Consider the following 20,740-nt stretch of genomic DNA (forward strand, 5'->3'; position numbering starts at 1 on the left):
CATAAACATTTAGCCTGCCATCTGATATCCAAAGCCCCAAGCAGCAACCAATACGATGATGCCAGTAATAATGCGCAACCAAGCAAAAATAGTAAAGTCACGACGACTCACCCACGCCACTAACAGACGGATACACAATAACGCCACGATAAAAGACACTACCGTGCCGACTCCCAGCACCAGCCAATCTTCACTGTTGGTCAATACATCGCCATGGCTGATCAAGTCCAATAGTGCTGCACCCACAATCACCGGAATTCCCAAAAAGAAGGAGAACTCAGCTGATGCCTTACGCGAGACGCCAAGCCATAGCGCCCCAATAATAGTGGCTCCTGAGCGTGAGGTGCCTGGTATCAAGGCAAGGCACTGAAGTAGACCAATCATCAACGCCGTTTTTAACCCAACATCTTCTGCTTCTTGCGCAATGATGGTCTTAGGCCGACTCTCGACATAAAATATCAGCAAACCACCAATGATTAGCATAATCGCAACGACGATAGGATTAAACAAATACGCTTTGATTTCGTCTGCAAAGGTAAAGCCCACGACCATGACCGGAATAGTCGCCACAATCAAGCTAAGCCCAAGTTGCCTTGGGTTGGTCATGCCTTCTGCTTTACCAGTCAGCAACCCCATTAACGCTTGCCACAATCTGCCCCAGTAGTCATAAATCACCGCCAATATAGCGCCAAGCTGTACCACCACGACAAATAAATCAACTTTCTCTTTGGTCCAAAATCCCATCAAATCTGCTGATAGAATCATATAACCGGTACTGGATATGGGTAGAAACTCAGTGATACCTTCAACGATACCCATGATGACAGCTTGAATTAATAAAATGATATCCACAATGGCTTTCCTAGACACAGACCTACTGGTTGCGTAATACGGTTTTAATTTTTAGTATACCGAGACAGCACTGGCCATCACTATGCTTTACCTTGCTCTTTGAGTGTTTTCCATGCCTGATTGCGCAAATATTTTGGTAACGCATTTACAGCATCGGTACCGCCAGAGGTGATAAATTGGGCGATACCTAATTGCCCAATCACCACCGCATCTGGCCTGACATCTTCATGGGATACTTGCCCATCCTGTCCTTTTAACAGTAATGAGCCATTACCCACGATAGGAATATTAAGCGCGGTTTGGCTGTCATAGTCTAATAACTGCTCAGTACTGTCGCTGTCACTATTCAACACAGGCTGCATGACGGTACGGTCTGCTTGATGGTTATCTGTTGTGGCATATTGACCAAAATAAACTTGCTGCATACGAGCATCAAGGGCGCTATATACTTCAGTCAGACCATACTGGTGATACGCGCTCTGCGCTATCGCCTGCAAGCTTGAGACACCAACGCAAGGAAGATCATGCGCCACAGACAACGCTTGCACTACTGCTGTATTGATTCTGATACCGCTAAAGGCACCAGGACCTCGGTTAAATATCAAAGCTTGTACATCAGCAAGGCGCAACTGGGCTTCAGACAACGCCGCATCAATCATAGGGAGGATTTGCTGCGTCTGCTGGCGCTTACCTGTCTCGGTATGACTCGACAGCACTTGACCGTTCGAATCTAAAATCGCCACCGAGCACTGATCAAACACGGTATCCATTGCTAAAAACATCATCACCTCGGCTTACACTACTTAGCATTATAAAAAAGCACTGGCTTCATAAATCAGCGCCTATCATAGCACTTGGAACAGGCTATTTTTGTGACTTTCTACGTTTTTCTTACTTTATCCATAAGAATTTATTTAAATAGAGCCAACGTATAAAAACCTCAAACTGTGTCAGCTTTGAGGTTTTTACTGCGTAGTGACTGCTGATAAAGTCAGCGACTACCTAAAAACGTGTTTTAAACTTCTTTGGCGCTTGCTTTTGCATCTCTTGCATTTGCTTTTGCATCTCTTCAGTGCTCGGCATATTGTTAGGATCAAGTCCCATTTGCTTTGCCATCTGCTCTGGATTCACATCTTTGGCACCGCCTTGTTGAGCACCGCCGCCAAATAAAGGCCCACCGCCGCCAGAGGCGCCACCACCCATCAACCCCTGCATAGACTTCATCATTTTACTGATGCCTTCGGGTTTTGAGATCATTTTCATCATTTTTGCCATTTGCTTGTGCTGCTTGAGCAAACGGTTGACGTCTTGAATCTCGCGCCCAGAACCAGCAGCAATACGGCGCTTACGGCTGGGATTGATCTTATCAGGATTTTTGCGCTCAAATGGTGTCATTGAGTTAATTAATGCTTCCATCTCCCGTACTTTTTCTTCTGGTTTGGCATCTTCGACCGCTTTTTGCATGTCAGAGCCGCCCATACCTGGCATCTTATCTAAGAAACCTGCCATACCGCCCATGCTTTTCATTTGCTGGAACTGGGTCAATAGATCCTCAAGGTCGAAGTCGCCGCCCTTTTGCATCTTTTTCGCCATTTTTTCGGCTTTATCGCGGTCAATTTTTTGCTCAACCTCTTCAACCAAACTTAGCACATCACCCATACCAAGGATACGCTGAGCGATACGTTCGGGATGGAAAAGCTCTAACGCATCTAATTTTTCGCCGCGGCCTAAAAACTTAATCGGCTTACCAGTAATCGCACGTACAGAAAGCGCGGCACCGCCGCGAGCATCACCGTCTGTCTTGGTTAAGATAACACCCGTCAGTGGCAGCGCATCATTAAAGGCTTTGGCGGTATTGGCCGCATCTTGACCGGTCATGGCATCAACGACAAATAGCGTCTCTGATGGATTGACTGCGGCAGTCAGCGCCTTGATCTCGTCCATCATGGTGTCGTCGATATGTAGACGACCAGCGGTATCGATAATCAAAATATCTTGATACTGAATTTTGGCTTCTTCGATAGCGCGTCTTGCGATATCAATCGGATTTTCTTCAGTGCTTGAATTTACAAACTTGGCATTCACTTGACCTGCTACTTGCTCAAGCTGTTTGATGGCCGCTGGGCGGTAGACGTCGGCGGATACCAACATGACTTTTTTCTTATGGCGCTCTTGTAAAAATTTGGCCAATTTACCAGCCGTGGTGGTTTTACCCGCCCCTTGCAAACCTGCCAGCAAGTAGACAACCGGCGGCTTGCCTGTCATCTCAAGCTGTTGGTTGGCACTGCCCATCATTTCGGTCAGCTCGTCATGAACGATTTTGACAAACGCTTGTCCGGGCGCGAGCTCTTTAAGCACTTCAGCGCCAAGCGCTTGCTCTTTCACACGCTTCACAAAGTCACGCGTGACAGGGAGCGCCACATCCGCTTCTAACAGCGCCATACGCACTTCACGTAAAGTGTCTTTGATATTGTCTTCAGTCAGTTGCCCAGTACCCACGATGTTACGCAGGCTTGACGATAAGCGTTCTGTTAAGGTATCAAACATAAATAACTCTCAGTTAAAATAATTCTTAGTTAAAATAATTTTCAGTAGCACCATTAAAATGGCTGACAAACCACATGAATACGTTTTCAAATATTAGGCCGATTTTTTATAAAAGTATGATAAAAAACAGTCTACTATCAATACTATAGCATTAAGAGCCTGCAAAAATGATACTCGTTTTGCAAAAGGCTTGGGGGTTCTGCTTATCACTTGTTCATGGCGTATTTGGTTCACGCTGACTTAGCCAAGCATTTGTAAGGAATACGCAAGATGGTGCTCAATTGGTCACCATTTTATGATAAATTGGTCAATTATTCTAATCATTCCGATAATATCACTTTCGCATTGCATTGAGCGGGCATTATGGGCTCAATATAAGATGAGGCTTTATATCTGTGCACCTTGCATTCTTACTTGCTAGCCTAGCTTATATCTTAGTCAGCGTTTACATTGGTTGGGCGCTGTTTCTAGATAAGCCGATTCATAAAGGCATCAGTTTAGGCGTATTGATGGGCGGTATGGTCGCACATGCGGCGCTGCTGTATCCATACGTTGTGACCCTTTATGGTCTAAATTTCAACTTATTTAATGTGATTAGCTTAATCAGTTTATTTTTCTTGTTCTTTTACGTCTTGTTTTGTTTGTACCGCCCCGTGGTGAGCCTTGGCATCTTAGCCGCGCCCACTGCCCTACTAGGTATGATAGTCGGCTGTATTGGCCGCGCTCCTTATCAACCCATTGCTGATATCAGTATTGGGCTTGAGGCTCATATTTTGCTCTCTCTTGCCGCCTATTGTGTACTGCTGATGGCGGCGGTACAAGCGCTGTTTTTACGTCTACAAATCCGTGAGCTTAAACATCATACCGTTCACCGCTTTTGGGTCAATAAACTGCCGTCATTGCAAAGTATGGAGAGCTTGCTCTTCGATATGCTTTTGGTCGGATTTGTCTTACTTAGCATCGCGCTGGGCATTGGTTTTGTCTATGTAGAAGACTTGATGGCGCAACACATTGTGCACAAGACCGTTTTCAGTCTGCTGTCGTGGTTGCTGTTTGGGGCGCTCTTATTTGGTAGCTGGCGTGCGGGGTGGCGAGGCAAACGTGCCGCCAACATGACCATCTATGCCTTTATTTTGCTGGCCATTGGTTTTGTTGGTAGCAAGTTTGTGTTAGAGATGCTGATATAGGAATAGCGTCATAACAATATGACGGTCTGTAGCAATAGTACCGACCGCCATGTTACTACTTTATGCACTACTGATTTTTTTCTTAGTTAAAAACCACCGTCTTATTACCTGCGACAATCACACGGTTTTGTACATGCCAGTTCACGGCACGCGCCAGCACGTTACGCTCGATATCACGGCCAATAGCCCGTAACTCCGCCACACCTTGGCGATGGGTCACCCGATGAACATCTTGCTCAATGATTGGCCCCTGATCAAGCTCAGCTGTGACATAATGCGCGGTCGCTCCGATCAGCTTGACGCCCTTATCATACGCTTGGCGATAAGGGTCTGCCCCCACAAATGCAGGCAAGAACGAATGATGAATATTGATCACCTGCATCGGCCAGCGCTTCACAAAATCAGACGACAGTATCTGCATGTAGCGGGCCAATACCAGCAAATCATTCCCTTCCATCAATTTATGAATCTGCTCTTCTGCCTGTTCCTTATTGTCTTTGCTCACAGCAACATGATGGAAGGTGATGCCAAAGTTTTTTACGGCTTGACGTAAGTCAGGATGGTTACTGACCACGCAAGTAATTTCGCAATCAAGCAAGCCGCGTTGGTGTCGCCACAATAAATCTAACAACGCATGATCAAACTTGGACACCAAAATACCCACCTTGGTCTTGACCGCATTGTTATGTAGTCGCCATTCCATATTATGGCGTTTGGCGACCGTATGGCTAAAGCTGACTTCAAAATTATCAATAATCTCGCTTAGTCCTGCTAAGGCAAATTCTAAACGCATAAAGTATTGACCGCCTTCGTGAGCGGTCGAATACTGATCTAGCGTGATGATATTCGCGCCATAACGATGGATAAACTCAGATACTGCTTGTACGATACCGGCTTGATCTTTGCATTTGATCAAAAGCGTTGCGGTATCGATAGCAGTGGTGACTTGTTTGCTCTGTGAGGCTGTGTTGGATAGTGAAGTCGTTTTGGTATTGTCTGACATAATACGCCCAATATAAAAAATGATGACTTATCGCTGAAAAAAAGCTGACAGCGTAGTAAACCGATTATTTTAATCTTTTTTGTACTATTTTGCTGAGCGAGTTGGTGGTTTTTGGTTATTTAGCTGTTTGAGATGACAAACTAAAAACCCCCAACGTAAGGTTGGGGGTTTTACCGAATAATGCACTTTAAGTTAATGCGAGGTAGTGGCTACTCAACTTTAAGCGTTTTAGAGAAATTGACGCCACTACGACTGATTTTGATTTTAGAACCTAGCGCAAATGCCTCGTTAAAATCTACGATAAAGCTATCGTAACCTGTCGTTACTGATCCTGAGCTCTCTCCATTAATAGCTACAGTATAGTTTGATTGTGATGGTGCATAAGGCGATAAGATTACTTTAGTAGTATCTTTTTGCTCATTAATGAAAACATTCATGCTATTTACACAAGTTGCGCCAGCATCACCAAATGGACTTATACCGCCAATCCATGGAGTCATTATGTCTGAGTCAGATACTGATACATCTCCCTCTAAAACTGGTAGACGATAATTAATACTTTGCGTGTTTTCGCTACCATTTACAAAAGTTGATGCATCGAAACGTACTTTTACCCAGCTTGAGTAGCGCATTGGATAGCGAATCTCAAAATCAGCTCGACCTTCATCATCTGTGACAAATGAGTAGCCATCATCTGATAAAGTGCCACCAATAATAGCCACAGGGTTAATAGTCTCTAATTGACCGTTACCAATGCTACCGTCGCTATTAAAGTTAATATCTTCGTCCTGATCTAACGTATAGTTGTAATTTAGATCCTCAGTTGGTATCCAATTAGATTCTAAATAAATAGGTGACTTTTCAGAGAACACCTTAGGCTCTGGTGTGATAGAAATAATATTACCATTCTCATCCTTCTCTTCAGTATCAGCCGCTTGATACGTCACGGTACTGTCTAACAAACACACCCTTCCTTGCGCATATTGTGTGGCATAAGACTTAACAGAGACTTCTTGATTGGGTACAGCACGCCCTGAGCCGTCCATGACAGAGATTGAGCCACGTACGGTGTAGTAAATATCGTCAGAAGATATTTTATTAGCGAATGCTAGAGTAGTGTATACAGCTTCTTCTGAGACAGTAATATTGGTGGTTTTACTACCAATCCCTGCGTTATCCTCTAATAAACGTGCGTTGATAATGACACCGCCCACAGGAGAGCTGGCATTGGCTTGATAAACCACGCGCGCCTCACCTCTACTATCCGTTACCGCTGTTGCAGCAGACAAACGACCTGCTGACGAGTCTGACGCACGACTAAAAACGACCGTTTGCCCTTCGACTGGCACATCGTTTTTGTCTTTGACTGTCGCTACCACTTCGGTGCTACCACCAGGAGTAATAACAGACTTTACTGCTTGGAACAGCATCTTAGCAGGCGTGGTGGCACGGAAGCGTGTATCAACTGTGGTTTGATAACGCGGCTCACCGTTTTGCAGACTCTCACCAAGTACAGTCGCTTGTAGTGCAGTGATACCAGCAAGCTGAGATGTCAAAGTGACCGGTATGGTAATAATATTGCCATTGATATTATTTTGCGCTATCGTTTTGGTAGTAATAACATCGTTATTGTTAAACGTACCGATAGTGGTCTGTATCTCAACATTTTTGCCCAACAGATCATTTGCTTCACTTAAAGAGTCAGTACGGATCTGTACATTGATAAGCTGCGGCGTATTAACATCATAAACGTCTTTGATATCAATGAAGCTGATACCTGCCTGTGAGACCTTAACCAGCTCAATACTATTTAGACTGCGCTGAATATTGATACTATTTTCACCCAAAGCGCGCGCAAATACACGTAAGTTACCATTGCTATCAAAGGTGAGCTGATTCTCATTGATTTCAAAAATCGCTTGACCGTCAGCATTTGTGATAACTTTGGCCGTCGATGCAATCAAGTCATCATTAGCGTCAACCAATTGTACCTCTGCATTGCTAATTGCTTGTCCTGTACCATCAACTAGTGCGGTGGTGATAGTAAAGACTTCATCATCTTGAAGCTTGGTGTTTGTCGCCTCAAGATCAATTTTAGTACCAACTGCTGATAAGCTTAATATTTTGCTCTCGCGTGTGGTGAGCGTGACATCGCCATTAGCGTCATACTCTGGCGTGACGATTTTGGCCTCAATATCAATGGCGTGATTTAGACGCGCATTGATGCTGCCTGCGGCTAAAAGTACGCCGACATCAATTTGACCAATAGCATCAGTGGTTACCATACTTGGTGTGGTGAGTGCCGCCCCACTTGCCGCAAGATTAGAAATAGCAAGCTGAACAGGGACGCCTGCTAAGATACCACCCTTACTGTCAGTGACACGGATGATGGCATTGGTCTGATCGCCTCCTGTGGTTAAGGTAGGCTTATCAGAGCTGACAATAATTTGATAGCTATCAATGGTGGCGGTATCTACAGCGACGATATAGTCCTGTGTTAATTCATTATTTTCAGCCGTAGTTGTTTTTGCCGTGAGTCGAATACCCTCTTCTAGAATTGCCTGATTAACGTTAGCACCATCTTCGAGGGTCAGATTAAAAGTAGCCACGCCATCACTGTTGGTATTAGCGGTACCATTAGAAACAGTGACACCCGTTCTGATAGGATCATCAACGCTCAAAGTGACTTCACGATTGCCGATAGCACCGTCTGTATTCTCTAAACGCACAAATACCTTAAAGGTATCGCCTTTGGTATTTACAACCTTATTGGCGCCAATAGTGATGGCCTCCGTCGTCCCATTAGGAATAACTGTGCTCACCGTACTGGCTTGGGTGACAATATTACCGTTGCTATCAGCGGCTGATAACCCAATAATAAAGCTATTACCAATAGTTGTTTTTTGCTCATCGGTTAAATTGTTTGGTACCGCTAGAGTAAATACAGCTTTACCTGAATTATCAGTTGTTTGACTACCGCCTGATACCAAAGTGACACCTTGGCTGGCGATAGAAGCCGGTAGTGCAAGAAATATTTTTTGTCCAGTGACAACGTTACCTTTGTTATCTGCTGCCACTACTTCAATCTGTGTTTCGCCGCCATTTAGATTTAAAGCCTTGGTTGAGCTAGCTTTCAAAGAGATAGCCGCTGTCATAGATTGGACCTTAATTTTGACCTGCTGCTGTTTGCCAGTTAGTGTCTCTGTCAAAGTCGCTGTTAATACTTGTTTGCTGAGCGCTTCTTTTTGCTCATCACTCAAATTACTTGGCACCACAACGTCAAAATTCACCAAGCCATTAGCATCTGTGTTTTTAATGATAGTTGATGAGCCAATCTGACCATTTACTGTCAACAAACTTGCCAAAGTCTTATTTTCAAAGGTTAATGTGACTGGTTGACTGCCGACTTGCTCACCAGATGACTGATTATTTAACTGTGCTTGGATGCTGGCCGTACTTCCCACATTATTAAGGACATAGCCAGCTTGATTATCAATATTATTGGTTGCGTTCAAAATATTGAGCATCACTACTGGCGTCGTAATATTTACTTTCTGTATTTCAGATTTGTAAGTAATACCTTTTTCGACATAAGACAGCTGATAATTGATACCCGTGTTTTTAAGGTCAGCACGCTGCTCAGCTGTTAGACCACTTGGTATATTAACCGCAAATAAGGCGTCACCATTGAAGTCAGTCATCGCCGACTGATTGACCGTAACACCATAATTCTGTGCCTTAGCACCCAATATGATAGCAACACTCTGATTGGCAATCGGTTGAGCTGAGTTACTGCTAGAGGATAATCTAACACTGATATTACCACTACCACCGAGTTCGCTGATAGAAGGATTAGCAATAGAAGCGAACTGAATACTACTGATTGGTTGTTCAACATTCACTGTTTGGATAATTTTAGATTGTGTGCCATCTTCATCGGTCAAGATTGCCGTATATGCGATGCCTGACTTAATCAATTGATCACGTTGTGGTTGGCTTAAGCTTTGACTAACACCAATAGTGAACTCTGCTACACCACTACCATTAGTAGTTTGCTCATTACCTTGAATGGTAATACCAGTGTTCGCACCCTCATTAAGAACCAGTTTTACTGTTCTGCCAGCTGCTGCACTACCATTTTTACGTTTGGCTGCAATCTGTAGCTTAAATTGCTCTTCTAAAATATTTACAGTAGTAGGAATGCTTTTGGCAGTTAATGTGATGTCACTTTGACCAATATCTGAACCAATCAAAATACGCTCGCTAATTGCTGTACTACTAGCACCAGAAGCTTCAACAGCATTCACACTTAGTATAAAGTTGCTCGCTTTTTCTAATGCTGCTTTTTGTGCTTCAGTGAGTCCTGCAGGTACACGTACTGTGTAGCTTACAATACCTTTGTCATTGGTAACTTGCTCCGCACTACCATCAATAGTTAATAAGCCTTGGTTTGTTAAGGTCATGGGTAGACTGGCAGAAACCAATTGCCCAGCTACTGCGCCACCATTTTTGTCGTTGACTCTAAAGCTTACAATAGCGCTACCGCCCGAGCTTGATAATTGTTTTTTGTCACTTCCCTCAAAACTGACCACATTTGTTGCTTCTGGGATCTCAACCAAGCTTTTAAAGGTTTTGGCAGTGACTGAACGATTAGGCTCTGATAATGTTACTGTGTAACTAATACCGTCTTTAGCCAACTCTTGACGTACAGAGTCTTCGAGCTTAGGCGCTATTACCAAACCCACAGTTACCTTACCTTTATCATCCAAAATTAGCTGATTGCTTTCTAAACTCACACCATTAGGCGCATCGTTGAGCTTAACAACGACTTTAGCACCTTGGATATCAGTTGGTACGTTACTATTTTTGGGACTAGCAGTGATAGTCAGTTGTTGTGTATCGCCATAAGCGCTAAGCGGCTTTGAGCTATTCGCTACAACACTTAAACCATAATCAGAGATTGGTATCGCTACAGATAATCTGCCTGTTTGTTGCTTGGTAGCACCATTTTTCTCTTGAATACTAACAGCATACGTAACACCTTCATCTTTTAACAGGACATCGCGCTCAGCTTTTGATAGATTTTCATCTATTTTGATATTAAAAGTGGCAATACCATCAGCATTTGTGACTGCGCTACTCCCCCCTACGATAGAGATACCTTTAATATTATCAATACCTAGTCCAACTTTTACATCTTGAACACGAGCGCCATTACTGTTTTTAGCGATTACAGTTAACTGAGCATTATCGCCATAAGGGTTTAATGCATTGTTAGAGACTGAAGTGGTACTTAATACCGAGCTGATATTAAGCTTGCTTTCAGTTACTTGTGTTCCATCACCACTACCTTTTTTATTTACTGAAACTTTCAACTCTTGCGGCGCCACAGCTGTGCCATCTGCTTTGTTAGCAGTAGCCACTAGAGTAAAACCATTTTTTATCAGTTCATCTTTATCAGCAACAGCTTGTGGGTTTAACTTAAGATTATATACAGCATTACCGTCGCTGTCGGTAGTTTGTACACTTGTACCCTCAATTGTAATCCCATTGGCTTCAGAGTTTTTTACGTTTAAACTAACTGCCTTGCCCACCATAGCCCCACCAGATTTTTTCTCAACCGCTTTAACCGTAACGGTAAATAAGGTTTCTTCATCTGATAACTCAACAATAGATGGTGCAGGCGTTAGTTTTTGTAAAAAGAAATCAGGCTCAACATCTGGCACTTGTTCACCGCCACCGTTATTACCATTACCTGTCCCAGTCTGTCCACCATTCCCACCAGGGGCAGGCTTAATAGAATCTACGGTATCACCATCACCGCCACCACCGCAGCCTGCCAAGGCTAAAGCACAAGTCAAAGAAGTGAGCCGAAATAACTTAGAAGTAAACGGTAGTGAGGGATATGACATGTTTTAGACTCCGCGTGGGCAGTAATTGATACGAGCAGATAAGCAAAAATCATTACACAAAATCCTAACAGATTGGTAATGATACATAGTTTTACAGTTAGGCTGGTTTTATTAACCGATTGTATTAAATATATAACAGCAACTTTACTGACTTTTGTCAAAAGTTACAACTAAAAATTAATCTTTACTTTTAAATAATCAACAACATAGGATGTGCATTTCAGGGTATAATAGCTACCCTTTAGACCAACAATAATCATAAAAATATTTGAGTATTCATCTGTTTTATGGTATAAATGTCGGCTTTAAAATTTTCTGAATTGGTCAGCCTGTTATTTGCCTTTAGATAACAGCAAAACCAGCTCAACCTTCATATAGTTTTGTTTGGTGCAAAGCTGCCGCTTGCTGTGTCCATGCCGCAAAAACGTGCAACTTGCCCAGACTGGTATGAGAAAACCTCATACCTCATAGATTAGGAGTTCGCCATGTCTCGAGTTTGCCAAGTGACTGGAAAGCGCCCTATGGTGGGTAATAATGTTTCGCACGCAAACAACAAAACCCGTCGTCGCTTTCTACCAAACCTACACAACCATCGTTTTTGGGTAGAGTCTGAAAATCGTTTTGTCCGTCTACGTGTGTCTACCAAAGGTATGCGCATTATTGACAAACTTGGTATTGATAAAGTGTTAGCAGATCTACGCGCACAAGGTCAAAAAGTTTAAGTAAAGACAGGCAGCTTACTGGCAACGATAATTTTCGTCCTTTAAGCTGCTTTTCTGCTACATCTTATGTGGCAATTTAATACTTTAGACCCATACCTATCGTTTGAAGACCCCTCATTTACAGGAAAGCTATCATGAGAGATAAAATTAAATTAGTATCAACAGCTGGTACTGGGTATTACTACACCACTACTAAAAACAAGCGCACTATGCCTGGCAAAATGGAAATCAAAAAATTTGATCCAAAAGTACGCCAGCATGTGATCTTTAAAGAAGCTAAAATCAAATAACGGCTGTTTTTAAACACGCTTTATTTGAACATAAAAAAGGGTTTATCAATAGATAAACCCTTTTTTTGGTCATAAATTTAGTTGGTTAGTGACTCACAAAACCATTTAGAAGCCACACCAATCAAAAATTAACTATAGTGTGTTGGCTCTTTATCATAAACATGCGCATGCCATTGGCTCATCTGCTTTTGCATAATGACCTGAATCGCTGCATGAATCATGTGCTGACCAATCGCTTGGGTATCGCTACCTAGCAGCTCTTTGAGTTTTTCAGAAAAATCAATGGTCATCAGCGGTGCTTCATCTTGTTCGGCATCACGTAACAGCAGTCGCCCATCCTCGGCTTCTACCAACTCGAGCGTGGTCTCTCTTCCAAATCCTGCAAATTGGTCAGTACTATCGGTCTCTACTTCTATCTCATTATCGATATCGTATGGCATTCATGTATTCCTTATTGTCCCGTCTCATACTTGCAAAGAGCATATCCTGTAGCAAAGCTATCATCTTACAGTAACGCGGGTAAAAATATCTTACTCATACAATGGACGCTTCAACCTTGAAATTCAAGGGCTGTCACATAAGTCTTCTATATAAAGGACACTTAAATGTGAGTGAGCCCATAAAATTAACGCCAGTAACGAAGTTTTGCTATCGTAAATAACAAAGCAACAAACATGCCTAAGTAGTACATAAGCTTTAACTCTAACGTTGGATCTCGATATTTAAACGGTAATGCAACGGTGGCCGTGGCAGTAGGAAATATCAACAGCATAATTAGCCAGTTTTCAATGACATTGAGCCAGCCTTGTAAATCGGTACCGTGCCGCAACGAGGCCAAACCCATGAGTAAACAGGCAATAATCAGCGCGATAAACAAAATGTTGGGTAGGTCTTTGGGAAAGATGGTATCGGTAATGTTGGTAAATTTTTTTGACATACTAGCGTCCAGTCACGCACATACAGCATGACTTATTGGTGAGTAAAAATTTTTAATCAGTAGACAAGATCAAGACAGACGCTTAACTATAAGTACCCATCAACCATAGCATCGACACACACGCTGTTAGCCAGCCAAGGGTCAATGCATTGCGAGTTTCAATGTGCATACCGCGGACTTTGTTAAGCACACGCGACCCCAGCCAAAAAAACAGGGGAATGCCAATCACAAAGGTAGGTACGATGACGGCAGCGTGTCGCAGTACGGTCTCGACATCATCGCCGACCATTAAGCGAAAACCGTAACCTGCTAGGCTCAGAACAAGCGCAAACAGCGCTAAGCCAATAGTGATACCTTTTGGCACCAAACTGCGTTGGCGAGTCTGAGGCGCTTTGGTTGGTACTTGCTCAGTGGTTGCTGAGTCATTGACGGGTTTTTGCGTGTCCATAAGTCACCTTCGTATGGCATAAAGTTATCGGCGTGTCTCAACATTATACACTAATGACCCGGTGCTACTGCTAATGACTACCATTAGCCAGTGCCAGCTCTGCACGCATGCCATCGATAGCAGCCTTATAGTCTTCTTGGTTAAATATCGCTGAGCCAGCGACGAACATGTCAGCCCCCGCTTCAGCAATCGCCCGGATATTACTGGCTTTGATACCACCATCGACTTCTAATCTGATGTCTCGACCGCTGGTGATGATACGCTGACGGACCTGACGCACCTTGTCTAAGGTACTTTCAATAAAGGACTGTCCACCATAACCAGGATTTACGCTCATCAATAAGATCTGATCCACTTTATCCATCACATAGTCTAGATAGTGCAGCGGCGTGGCTGGATTCAGTACCAAACCACACTCAGCCCCACCATCCTTGATAAGCTGAAGCGAGCGATCAATGTGAGAGCTGGCTTCTGGATGGAAAGTGATAATACTCGCCCCTGCTTCCAAAAACTGCTCAATCATACTATCGACTGGTGAAACCATCAGATGGACATCGATTGGCGCATCAACGCCATAATCACGCAGCGCTTTGCAAATCATACTGCCAAAAGTTAAGTTGGGCACGTAGTGGTTGTCCATGACATCGAAATGAATGACATCGGCACCTGACTCTAGTACTTTTTCCACTTCTTCGCCCAAGCGCGCAAAATCAGCTGAAAGTATCGAGGGTGCAATAAGATAGGGTTTAGCAGAACTGATCATAATGGAGCTACCTAATTTATGTTTATATAAAATACTGACAAACTAAAAAAACTTGCCACCGGCTTAAGTGTTGTTAAGCTTTTACAATACTGACGCGTCACGCTCACATCACTAACGCTGTTTATATTAAGTTTTACCACAGGCACAGCCTACTTCAAAGGTTAGCTAAGCTGAGCCATACGCCAATGATGTTCGATATGATCGTTTATCACGGTTTGAATAAAATAATAGCTATGGTCATGACCCGCCTGATAGCGTAATGTTAAAGGCTGTTTGGCTTTTGCACAAGCGTCTTGTAATTTAGGCGTTTGCAACTGTCCTTCTGCCAAAAAATTATCAGCCGCGCCTTGGTCGACCAAGATACTCGCGTACTGCTGCCCGACTTTTTCAATCATCTTTGCCGCATCTGCTTGCGCCCATCGTGATTTATCATCGCCGAAATACTCTGTAAAGGCTGCTTGTCCCCACGCTGACTCACTGGCCGCGCAAACGGGCGATAAGGCGGAGACGCTGACAAACTTTCCTGGAAATTTAAAGCCCAATAACAATGCCCCATGACCACCCATCGAATGCCCTGTAATACCTATGCTATCAATAGGAAACTCAGCGCGTAGCAAGTCATATAGCTCATCCACGATATAGCTTTGCATATTAAAATTATCTGCCCAAGAAGCTTGCGTCGCATCGACATAATAGCTTGCTCCTTGACCGACAAAGTAGCGCTCATCATTTGGCACCGCATCATTGTCACTACTTCTTGGAGACGTATCTGGCGCAATAAATATCATGCCAAGCTCGCTACATTTTTGCTGAAAATGCGCTTTGTGCGTGACATTGTCCGCATTACAAGTAAGACCTGATAAGTATAGAAGCGCAGGGCAGCGGCGACCAGCAAGCGCTTCATCTGGTAGATAAATGCTAAACGTCATCGATGTCTTGGTAGACGTTGATTGATGACTATAATAATGTTGCTCACCATCAAAGCAGCGGTTCACACTCTTTTGTGTGAGCTGCGAATTGACAGATAGACTGTGCTTGTAAGAACTGTTCATGAGTGATATTCCTTTTGTCCAAAGTAAAATATACGATGACTAATAAAAAGTACTGATAAGGTCGTACTAATACTTCCAAACACTCACGTAGTGCGCCCGCATTAATGGGCGCTCGCTGCCGTGTTGTCCACGGGCTGATTGGAAGTGCCGTCAGGTACGATATTAATGGCGGTAGAATTATTATGGTTAATAATACTAGCGACTGGTGGTCGCGTTTTATCAAATAACACCTGCTCGAATGCTGGCAGTGCCGTCTCCATGAGGCTACCAATGACCATTTGCGGCTCTGATGACTCAAACCCCATTGAGCGCTCACGCTCATCAACTCTGATACGGGCCTCTTTAAAGGCAGACTCAAAACTGGTATTGCCTCGCAGACTTTCTGCAAAAAAAGCTTGCCCAAAATAGGTCATCTCAGCGCTATTGGTACAGCCAAACGATGCCTTGTCAGCGGCTGATGCGGTAATCACCACCGTGGTCGGTGAGGCGAGCTCATCGATAAATGAACCTGAGTAACAAGCGGATACCACGATGACCCGCCAGCGAATACCCGACGCATCCAGCGCCTCACGTAACCACGTTGCGTCTAGATTTTCCATTGCCAGCGGCGGGTTTGCCAGTTGGAGGATGTCTTGATTACCATGTGAAGAGAGGGTTAGGAATAACACATCTTCATCAGCATTCATCTGCTGACCAATTTTTTTTAAGCCACGTAGAATACTGGTCTTGGTGGCTATCGGCTCATCTAGCCAACTATAAGTATTGTTAATCAATGAGAGCGAATGCCCACTGGTGCCAAATCGCACATCAAACAACTCTCGTACTTTGTTAATTTCAGAACGAAAAACGTTTTGATCAGCGTACCCAGCCACACCCATAAAATACCAATCCGTTTTACCTGAGATACTAGGATCAATGCTGTTTAACGCTTGCTGTAGCAAACGCGGCTGCTCATACAATGCCGCTTCTTCTAACACTGGCTCTACAGGAATCTGCTTAAATATCGGCTGGTCTGCGACATTTCGCTGCCAAATCGTCAAGAGCGCGACAGCGCCTATTAGTACGATTATGCGCTCCCACCAAGGTATGCGCAGGCGACGAGAAAAAATCCATAGTAAGGCTAATGTCTGCCATAAAAACAGCACCAAAAATAGGATCGGTAAAAAAGAATAACTCCAGTTGGGTAGCCAACCATAGCTGCCCAAAAGTTGCACTAGGCTCTGTAGTAACGCTGATAATGTATCAGCAACCAACCATAATACCACAGGCACAAAAACCAGCGTTTGGTTACCCGCACGCCGTGCCAAAATGATACCACCTAACAGAATAATCATCGGCCAAATTAAGTAGCTGACCAACCCTTGTTCATTAAAGACGCTACCGTTTTCAGCCGCTAGCCACGAAAAAAGTACGTTACTGCCTAATGCCAGCAGTGCAAATACAGCAAACTGAATAAAGGTAGGTTTTACCCAAGAAAACGCACGTGTAGACCCGACTAACATCCACAAGGTTGCGATAATATTGGCAGCGAAATTAAGCGAAAAGCGCTGAAGCGATACGGTTTTTAACGACGCAAGTGACAAAGACTTAGACCTCTAGCCAGTCGAGAAAAATAAAGTGAGCAACTATATAAGTGCCTTGATGTAACAGCTGCTGAATGTCATCAGTGACATTTTTTTGCGCAGCATGGAGACAGCAATTTTATATTTTAATTCACTAGGGAATGATTATAAATGACGATTAGCATGATCTAACAGTTTAGCTCGCTAATCTAACGCGATTGTAACGGATTGTCGGTCAAGAGGATAAGGCTGATTTGTAAAATTTGCTTAAATTTGCGCAAAAACAAATAAAAAAAAGGAGGCCCTATATATAAGACCTCCTTTTTTATCAGATGCTAGATACTATCTCATCAATAACTCATTGACGCGTTTTAAATAAGCGGCTGGATCTTCTAATTGACCGCCATCTGCTAGCAATGCTTGGTCAAAGATAACTTGCGCAAGATCATCAAATTGCTCGCTACTTTCAAGCTTTTTGATTAACGGATGCTCAGGATTGACCTCAAGCGTGGGCTTACTCTCTGGCACATCCTGCCCCATCTGCTTGAGCATTTGGATCATTTGTGGGGATAGCTCGCCTTCACCAACGACCAAGCAAGCTGGACTGTCGACCAAACGAGTAGACACTTTAACATCTTTGGCACGCTCGCCTAGCGCTGTTTTTAATTTATCAACCACCGGCTTTAACGTTTCTTGCGCTTTCTCTGCTTCCGCTTTTTCGGCTTCATCTTGCAAGTCGCCCAAATCTACGGCGCCTTTGGCGATGTTCTGTAACGGTGTGTCGTCAAACTGGGTTAAGAAGTTCATCGCCCATTCGTCGACACGGCTGGTCATCAAGATAACCTCGATGCCTTTTTTCTTAAACAGCTCAAGTTGCGGGCTGTTTTTTGCCGCGGCCAAGTTATCAGCCGTTAGGTAATAGATGGCTTTTTGACCCTCCTTCATACGACCTTTATAGTCTTCAAAGCTGGTCTCAAGGCCATCTTGCGTGCTGGTCGCATAACGCAGTAGTTTGGCAATACGCTCTTGGTTGCCCATGTCTTCGCCAAGACCTTCTTTGATGACATCACCAAATTCGCTATAAAACTGAGCAAATTTTTCTTGTTTGTCACTGTCTTCGCTGTTGGCCAAGCTGGCTAACAAAGTGAGAACACGACGCGCATTACCATCACGGATAGATTTTACATCACGTGACTCTTGTAATAGCTCACGGCTGACGTTTAATGGCAGGTCTGCTGAATCAATGACACCTTTGACAAAGCGTAGATACATCGGTAGCAACTGCTCAGCCTCGTCCATGATAAACACACGTTTGACGTACAGCTTGAGACCATGTTGCTGCTCACGAGTGTACAGATCGACAGGGGCTTTTTTCGGGATATATAGCAACTGCGTATACTGCACGCGGCCCTCGACACGGTTATGCGTCCAAGTAAGCGGCGCATCCATATTATAAGTAATGTTTTTATAAAAATCGACATACTCATCATCTTCAATCTCAGACGCTGAACGTGTCCATAGCGCACTGGCTTTATTGATGGTTTCCCACTCATCCGTCAGCACCATCTCGCCGCCCGCTGGCGTATCGTCATCGGCGTCATCGGCGACGTCTTCTTGCCACACTTCTTTACGCATCTGAATCGGCAAGCTGATATGGTCAGAGTACTTGTTGACCAAACGCTTGATTTTGCCGCGGTCGAGATAGCTATCTTCGCCATCAGAGTATTCTTCTTTTAGATGCAACGTGATAGCGGTGCCACGTGTCTCTTTTGTAATAGGCTCAACGGTAAAGCTACCTGTACCATCTGATACCCAGCGCACGCCTTTATCGGCAGGCTCGCCCGCTTTACGTGATTCAACACTGATGGTATCAGCGACGATAAAACCAGAATAGAAGCCCACACCGAACTGTCCAATTAATTGACCGTCCTGCTTTTGTGATTCAGACAATTTGTCTAAAAATGCTTTGGTACCTGATTTAGCAATCGTACCTAAATTTTCGATGGCGTCAGTCTCATTCATCCCGATACCATTATCGGTAAAGGTGATGGTTTTAGCGTCTTCATCAACGGCGATACGAATACGCAGCTCACCATCATCTTCATAAAGGCTGTCGTCATTGGTGGCTTCAAAGCGTAATTTGTCGCAAGCATCAGAGGCGTTAGAAACCAACTCACGGACAAAAATATCGGCATTTGAATACAGTGAATGCGTCACTAAATGCAGCAACTGTGCCACCTCTGCTTCAAAAGTATGCTTTTTTAGTTCAGGGTTTTGGCTATCAGCTTGAACAGACTCACTCATAAAAAACTCCTTTAATGTATGTGAAAAACGTATTACAAGATAGCGGCCATCACTCTGGATTTTCTCAAACAACTTGCTCAAAGAACAGTAGAGAATCTCCGTTTTGAACACCGCTAAGCTGTTTATACTAATAGGGGCACAGAAGAAAATTTCAAGCTTAAAATGTTGGTCCAATAAAAAACACCGCCCCAATTTTTTAAGGCGGTGTCATTGTATAAACAATCTACTAGCACAGAAGCGCATGTTAAGGCGTTAGGCACGCGTCAGCTCACTCGCCTCCACAGTCTCAGTAACCATCATACTCACATCACATTTAGCGAGGTATCGGGCGAATGGTCAGGATTTGCTCACTGCGACCAAACGGCCCATGCACATCATGCAGTATGGCACTGGTCAATCCTATACCATCATCTCCATATTGCTGCACAGCCTCGATCCCCAGCCAGCGACCTTGCGGCGCCCGATGCATATGGATTTGTAAGTCCGTATTGGGAAACATCCACTCTAACTTTGACAGGCCAAGACCCAGTCGCGGCACGACACCATTGGCCGTATCAACCATCCCCAATAAATGCACCAAATCCTCGGTGGGCTCACCTTCCACCATCTCATTGTCGTTGGTTATCCATACCATGCCGCGGCCCGGACGACGCTGAGTATCCGTCACCAAACGCACACTTTCAATAAAACCACCTGGCCACCCTTTCATACCATCCCAAACTGGCAAATCATCTGGTGTATGTATCGCCTTTTGGTCTTCAAGCCCTGCGATCTCACTGGTGTCTTGCGTCATGAGTCGCCAAGCACGCGCGATGATCGCATCGCGGCCGCGACTGCTCATTACCGCTTCAATAAGCTCAATAGTCCGGCCTGGGCGAATACAGCGGGTAGTGATGGTAAAGTCATCGAGCGGTATTAACCCTAAAATATCAAGGCTAATACGGGCAATACGCATGTTGGCTTGCGGTGCATAGTCGTTTAGCTCAGCCGTCAGCAAGCCTGTCGCTGGCGCCATGTGCTGCTCATGCTCGTTCCAAGCGCCTTGGGCATGCTTGGTTGGTTGATAATGCGTCACGCTGACGCCGTCTTCTTTTTGTTCGCGTTTAATAAAAGTATAATAAGCTGGCATGACTGTCCTTAATTTTTATCAAATCTCTCTCA

General features: G+C 44.1%; 16 protein-coding genes. 3 read left to right on the plus strand and 13 right to left on the minus strand.

What is annotated here, in order from left to right:
* Positions 1 to 9: 9 nt before the first annotated feature.
* The 3 genes from B2P60_RS05045 to ffh all read right to left on the minus strand — a co-directional run bounded on the left by B2P60_RS05045 (position 10) and on the right by ffh (position 3,399).
* On the minus strand, positions 10 to 852 hold the full coding sequence (locus B2P60_RS05045; protein WP_198333907.1) for an undecaprenyl-diphosphate phosphatase: 843 nt from the start codon (positions 850 to 852) through the stop codon (positions 10 to 12).
* Positions 853 to 932: 80 nt separating this feature from the next.
* Complete coding sequence (gene tsaB / locus B2P60_RS05050) at positions 933 to 1,634, minus strand: tRNA (adenosine(37)-N6)-threonylcarbamoyltransferase complex dimerization subunit type 1 TsaB (RefSeq protein ID WP_286739835.1); 702 nt, start codon at positions 1,632 to 1,634, stop codon at positions 933 to 935.
* A gap of 220 nt (positions 1,635 to 1,854) precedes the next feature.
* Positions 1,855 to 3,399, minus strand: a complete 1,545-nt coding sequence (ffh, locus tag B2P60_RS05055) for a signal recognition particle protein (RefSeq protein ID WP_193004745.1) — start codon at positions 3,397 to 3,399, stop codon at positions 1,855 to 1,857.
* Between the two features lie 395 nt (positions 3,400 to 3,794).
* On the opposite strand from ffh, the gene B2P60_RS05060 reads away from it, so the two are divergent.
* Positions 3,795 to 4,586, plus strand: a complete 792-nt coding sequence (locus tag B2P60_RS05060; RefSeq protein WP_193004746.1) for a cytochrome C assembly family protein — start codon at positions 3,795 to 3,797, stop codon at positions 4,584 to 4,586.
* A gap of 82 nt (positions 4,587 to 4,668) precedes the next feature.
* On the opposite strand, the gene purU is transcribed toward B2P60_RS05060, so the two are convergent.
* A complete protein-coding gene (purU, locus tag B2P60_RS05065; RefSeq protein WP_198333906.1) occupies positions 4,669 to 5,589 on the minus strand; it encodes a formyltetrahydrofolate deformylase in 921 nt (306 codons plus the stop codon).
* Between the two features lie 209 nt (positions 5,590 to 5,798).
* Positions 5,799 to 11,501: a hypothetical protein gene (locus B2P60_RS05070; RefSeq protein ID WP_286739822.1), complete on the minus strand. Its 5,703-nt coding sequence runs from the start codon at positions 11,499 to 11,501 to the stop codon at positions 5,799 to 5,801.
* 485 nt (positions 11,502 to 11,986) lie between these two features.
* Between B2P60_RS05070 and rpmB the strand changes: the two genes are divergently transcribed.
* Together rpmB and rpmG are read left to right on the plus strand one after the other, a co-directional pair.
* Positions 11,987 to 12,223 carry a 50S ribosomal protein L28 gene (gene rpmB, locus B2P60_RS05075; RefSeq protein WP_057761372.1) on the plus strand — a complete coding sequence of 79 codons (237 nt, stop codon included), beginning with the start codon at positions 11,987 to 11,989 and terminating at the stop codon, positions 12,221 to 12,223.
* Between the two features lie 134 nt (positions 12,224 to 12,357).
* Positions 12,358 to 12,513, plus strand: a complete 156-nt coding sequence (rpmG, locus tag B2P60_RS05080; protein WP_010201403.1) for a 50S ribosomal protein L33 — start codon at positions 12,358 to 12,360, stop codon at positions 12,511 to 12,513.
* Positions 12,514 to 12,641: 128 nt separating this feature from the next.
* Here the strand turns inward: rpmG and B2P60_RS05085 are convergent, their stop codons facing one another.
* The 8 genes from B2P60_RS05085 to B2P60_RS05120 all read right to left on the minus strand — a co-directional run bounded on the left by B2P60_RS05085 (position 12,642) and on the right by B2P60_RS05120 (position 20,708).
* Positions 12,642 to 12,953, minus strand: coding sequence for a hypothetical protein (locus B2P60_RS05085; protein WP_193004748.1), 312 nt, complete (start codon positions 12,951 to 12,953; stop codon positions 12,642 to 12,644).
* Between the two features lie 185 nt (positions 12,954 to 13,138).
* Positions 13,139 to 13,450, minus strand: a complete 312-nt coding sequence (locus B2P60_RS05090) for a hypothetical protein (protein WP_286739823.1) — start codon at positions 13,448 to 13,450, stop codon at positions 13,139 to 13,141.
* A gap of 82 nt (positions 13,451 to 13,532) precedes the next feature.
* On the minus strand, positions 13,533 to 13,898 hold the full coding sequence (locus tag B2P60_RS05095) for a hypothetical protein (RefSeq protein WP_286739824.1): 366 nt from the start codon (positions 13,896 to 13,898) through the stop codon (positions 13,533 to 13,535).
* 70 nt (positions 13,899 to 13,968) lie between these two features.
* Positions 13,969 to 14,661, minus strand: a complete 693-nt coding sequence (gene rpe / locus B2P60_RS05100; protein WP_286739825.1) for a ribulose-phosphate 3-epimerase — start codon at positions 14,659 to 14,661, stop codon at positions 13,969 to 13,971.
* Between the two features lie 161 nt (positions 14,662 to 14,822).
* A complete protein-coding gene (gene fghA / locus B2P60_RS05105; RefSeq protein ID WP_286739826.1) occupies positions 14,823 to 15,713 on the minus strand; it encodes an S-formylglutathione hydrolase in 891 nt (296 codons plus the stop codon).
* Positions 15,714 to 15,814: 101 nt separating this feature from the next.
* Positions 15,815 to 17,296, minus strand: a complete 1,482-nt coding sequence (locus B2P60_RS05110; protein WP_193004753.1) for a C13 family peptidase — start codon at positions 17,294 to 17,296, stop codon at positions 15,815 to 15,817.
* Positions 17,297 to 17,617: 321 nt separating this feature from the next.
* A complete protein-coding gene (gene htpG / locus B2P60_RS05115; protein WP_286739827.1) occupies positions 17,618 to 19,579 on the minus strand; it encodes a molecular chaperone HtpG in 1,962 nt (653 codons plus the stop codon).
* A gap of 313 nt (positions 19,580 to 19,892) precedes the next feature.
* On the minus strand, positions 19,893 to 20,708 hold the full coding sequence (locus B2P60_RS05120; RefSeq protein WP_193004755.1) for a thioesterase family protein: 816 nt from the start codon (positions 20,706 to 20,708) through the stop codon (positions 19,893 to 19,895).
* Between the last annotated feature and the right edge of the window lie 32 nt (positions 20,709 to 20,740).

Source organism: Psychrobacter sp. UBA3068 (assembly GCF_002366815.1).
Lineage (GTDB): Bacteria > Pseudomonadota > Gammaproteobacteria > Pseudomonadales > Moraxellaceae > Psychrobacter > Psychrobacter namhaensis.

Coding starts and splice junctions, on each gene's coding strand:
- rpmB (WP_057761372.1), top strand. CDS start 11,987: ATGTCTCGAGTTTGCCAAGTGACTGGAAAGCGCCCTATGGTGGGTAAT.
- rpmG (WP_010201403.1), top strand. CDS start 12,358: ATGAGAGATAAAATTAAATTAGTATCAACAGCTGGTACTGGGTATTAC.
- B2P60_RS05090 (WP_286739823.1), bottom strand. CDS start 13,450: ATGTCAAAAAAATTTACCAACATTACCGATACCATCTTTCCCAAAGAC.
- fghA (WP_286739826.1), bottom strand. CDS start 15,713: ATGAACAGTTCTTACAAGCACAGTCTATCTGTCAATTCGCAGCTCACA.
- B2P60_RS05070 (WP_286739822.1), bottom strand. CDS start 11,501: ATGTCATATCCCTCACTACCGTTTACTTCTAAGTTATTTCGGCTCACT.
- tsaB (WP_286739835.1), bottom strand. CDS start 1,634: ATGTTTTTAGCAATGGATACCGTGTTTGATCAGTGCTCGGTGGCGATT.
- B2P60_RS05120 (WP_193004755.1), bottom strand. CDS start 20,708: ATGCCAGCTTATTATACTTTTATTAAACGCGAACAAAAAGAAGACGGC.
- ffh (WP_193004745.1), bottom strand. CDS start 3,399: ATGTTTGATACCTTAACAGAACGCTTATCGTCAAGCCTGCGTAACATC.
- rpe (WP_286739825.1), bottom strand. CDS start 14,661: ATGATCAGTTCTGCTAAACCCTATCTTATTGCACCCTCGATACTTTCA.
- B2P60_RS05095 (WP_286739824.1), bottom strand. CDS start 13,898: ATGGACACGCAAAAACCCGTCAATGACTCAGCAACCACTGAGCAAGTA.
- B2P60_RS05085 (WP_193004748.1), bottom strand. CDS start 12,953: ATGCCATACGATATCGATAATGAGATAGAAGTAGAGACCGATAGTACT.
- htpG (WP_286739827.1), bottom strand. CDS start 19,579: ATGAGTGAGTCTGTTCAAGCTGATAGCCAAAACCCTGAACTAAAAAAG.
- purU (WP_198333906.1), bottom strand. CDS start 5,589: ATGTCAGACAATACCAAAACGACTTCACTATCCAACACAGCCTCACAG.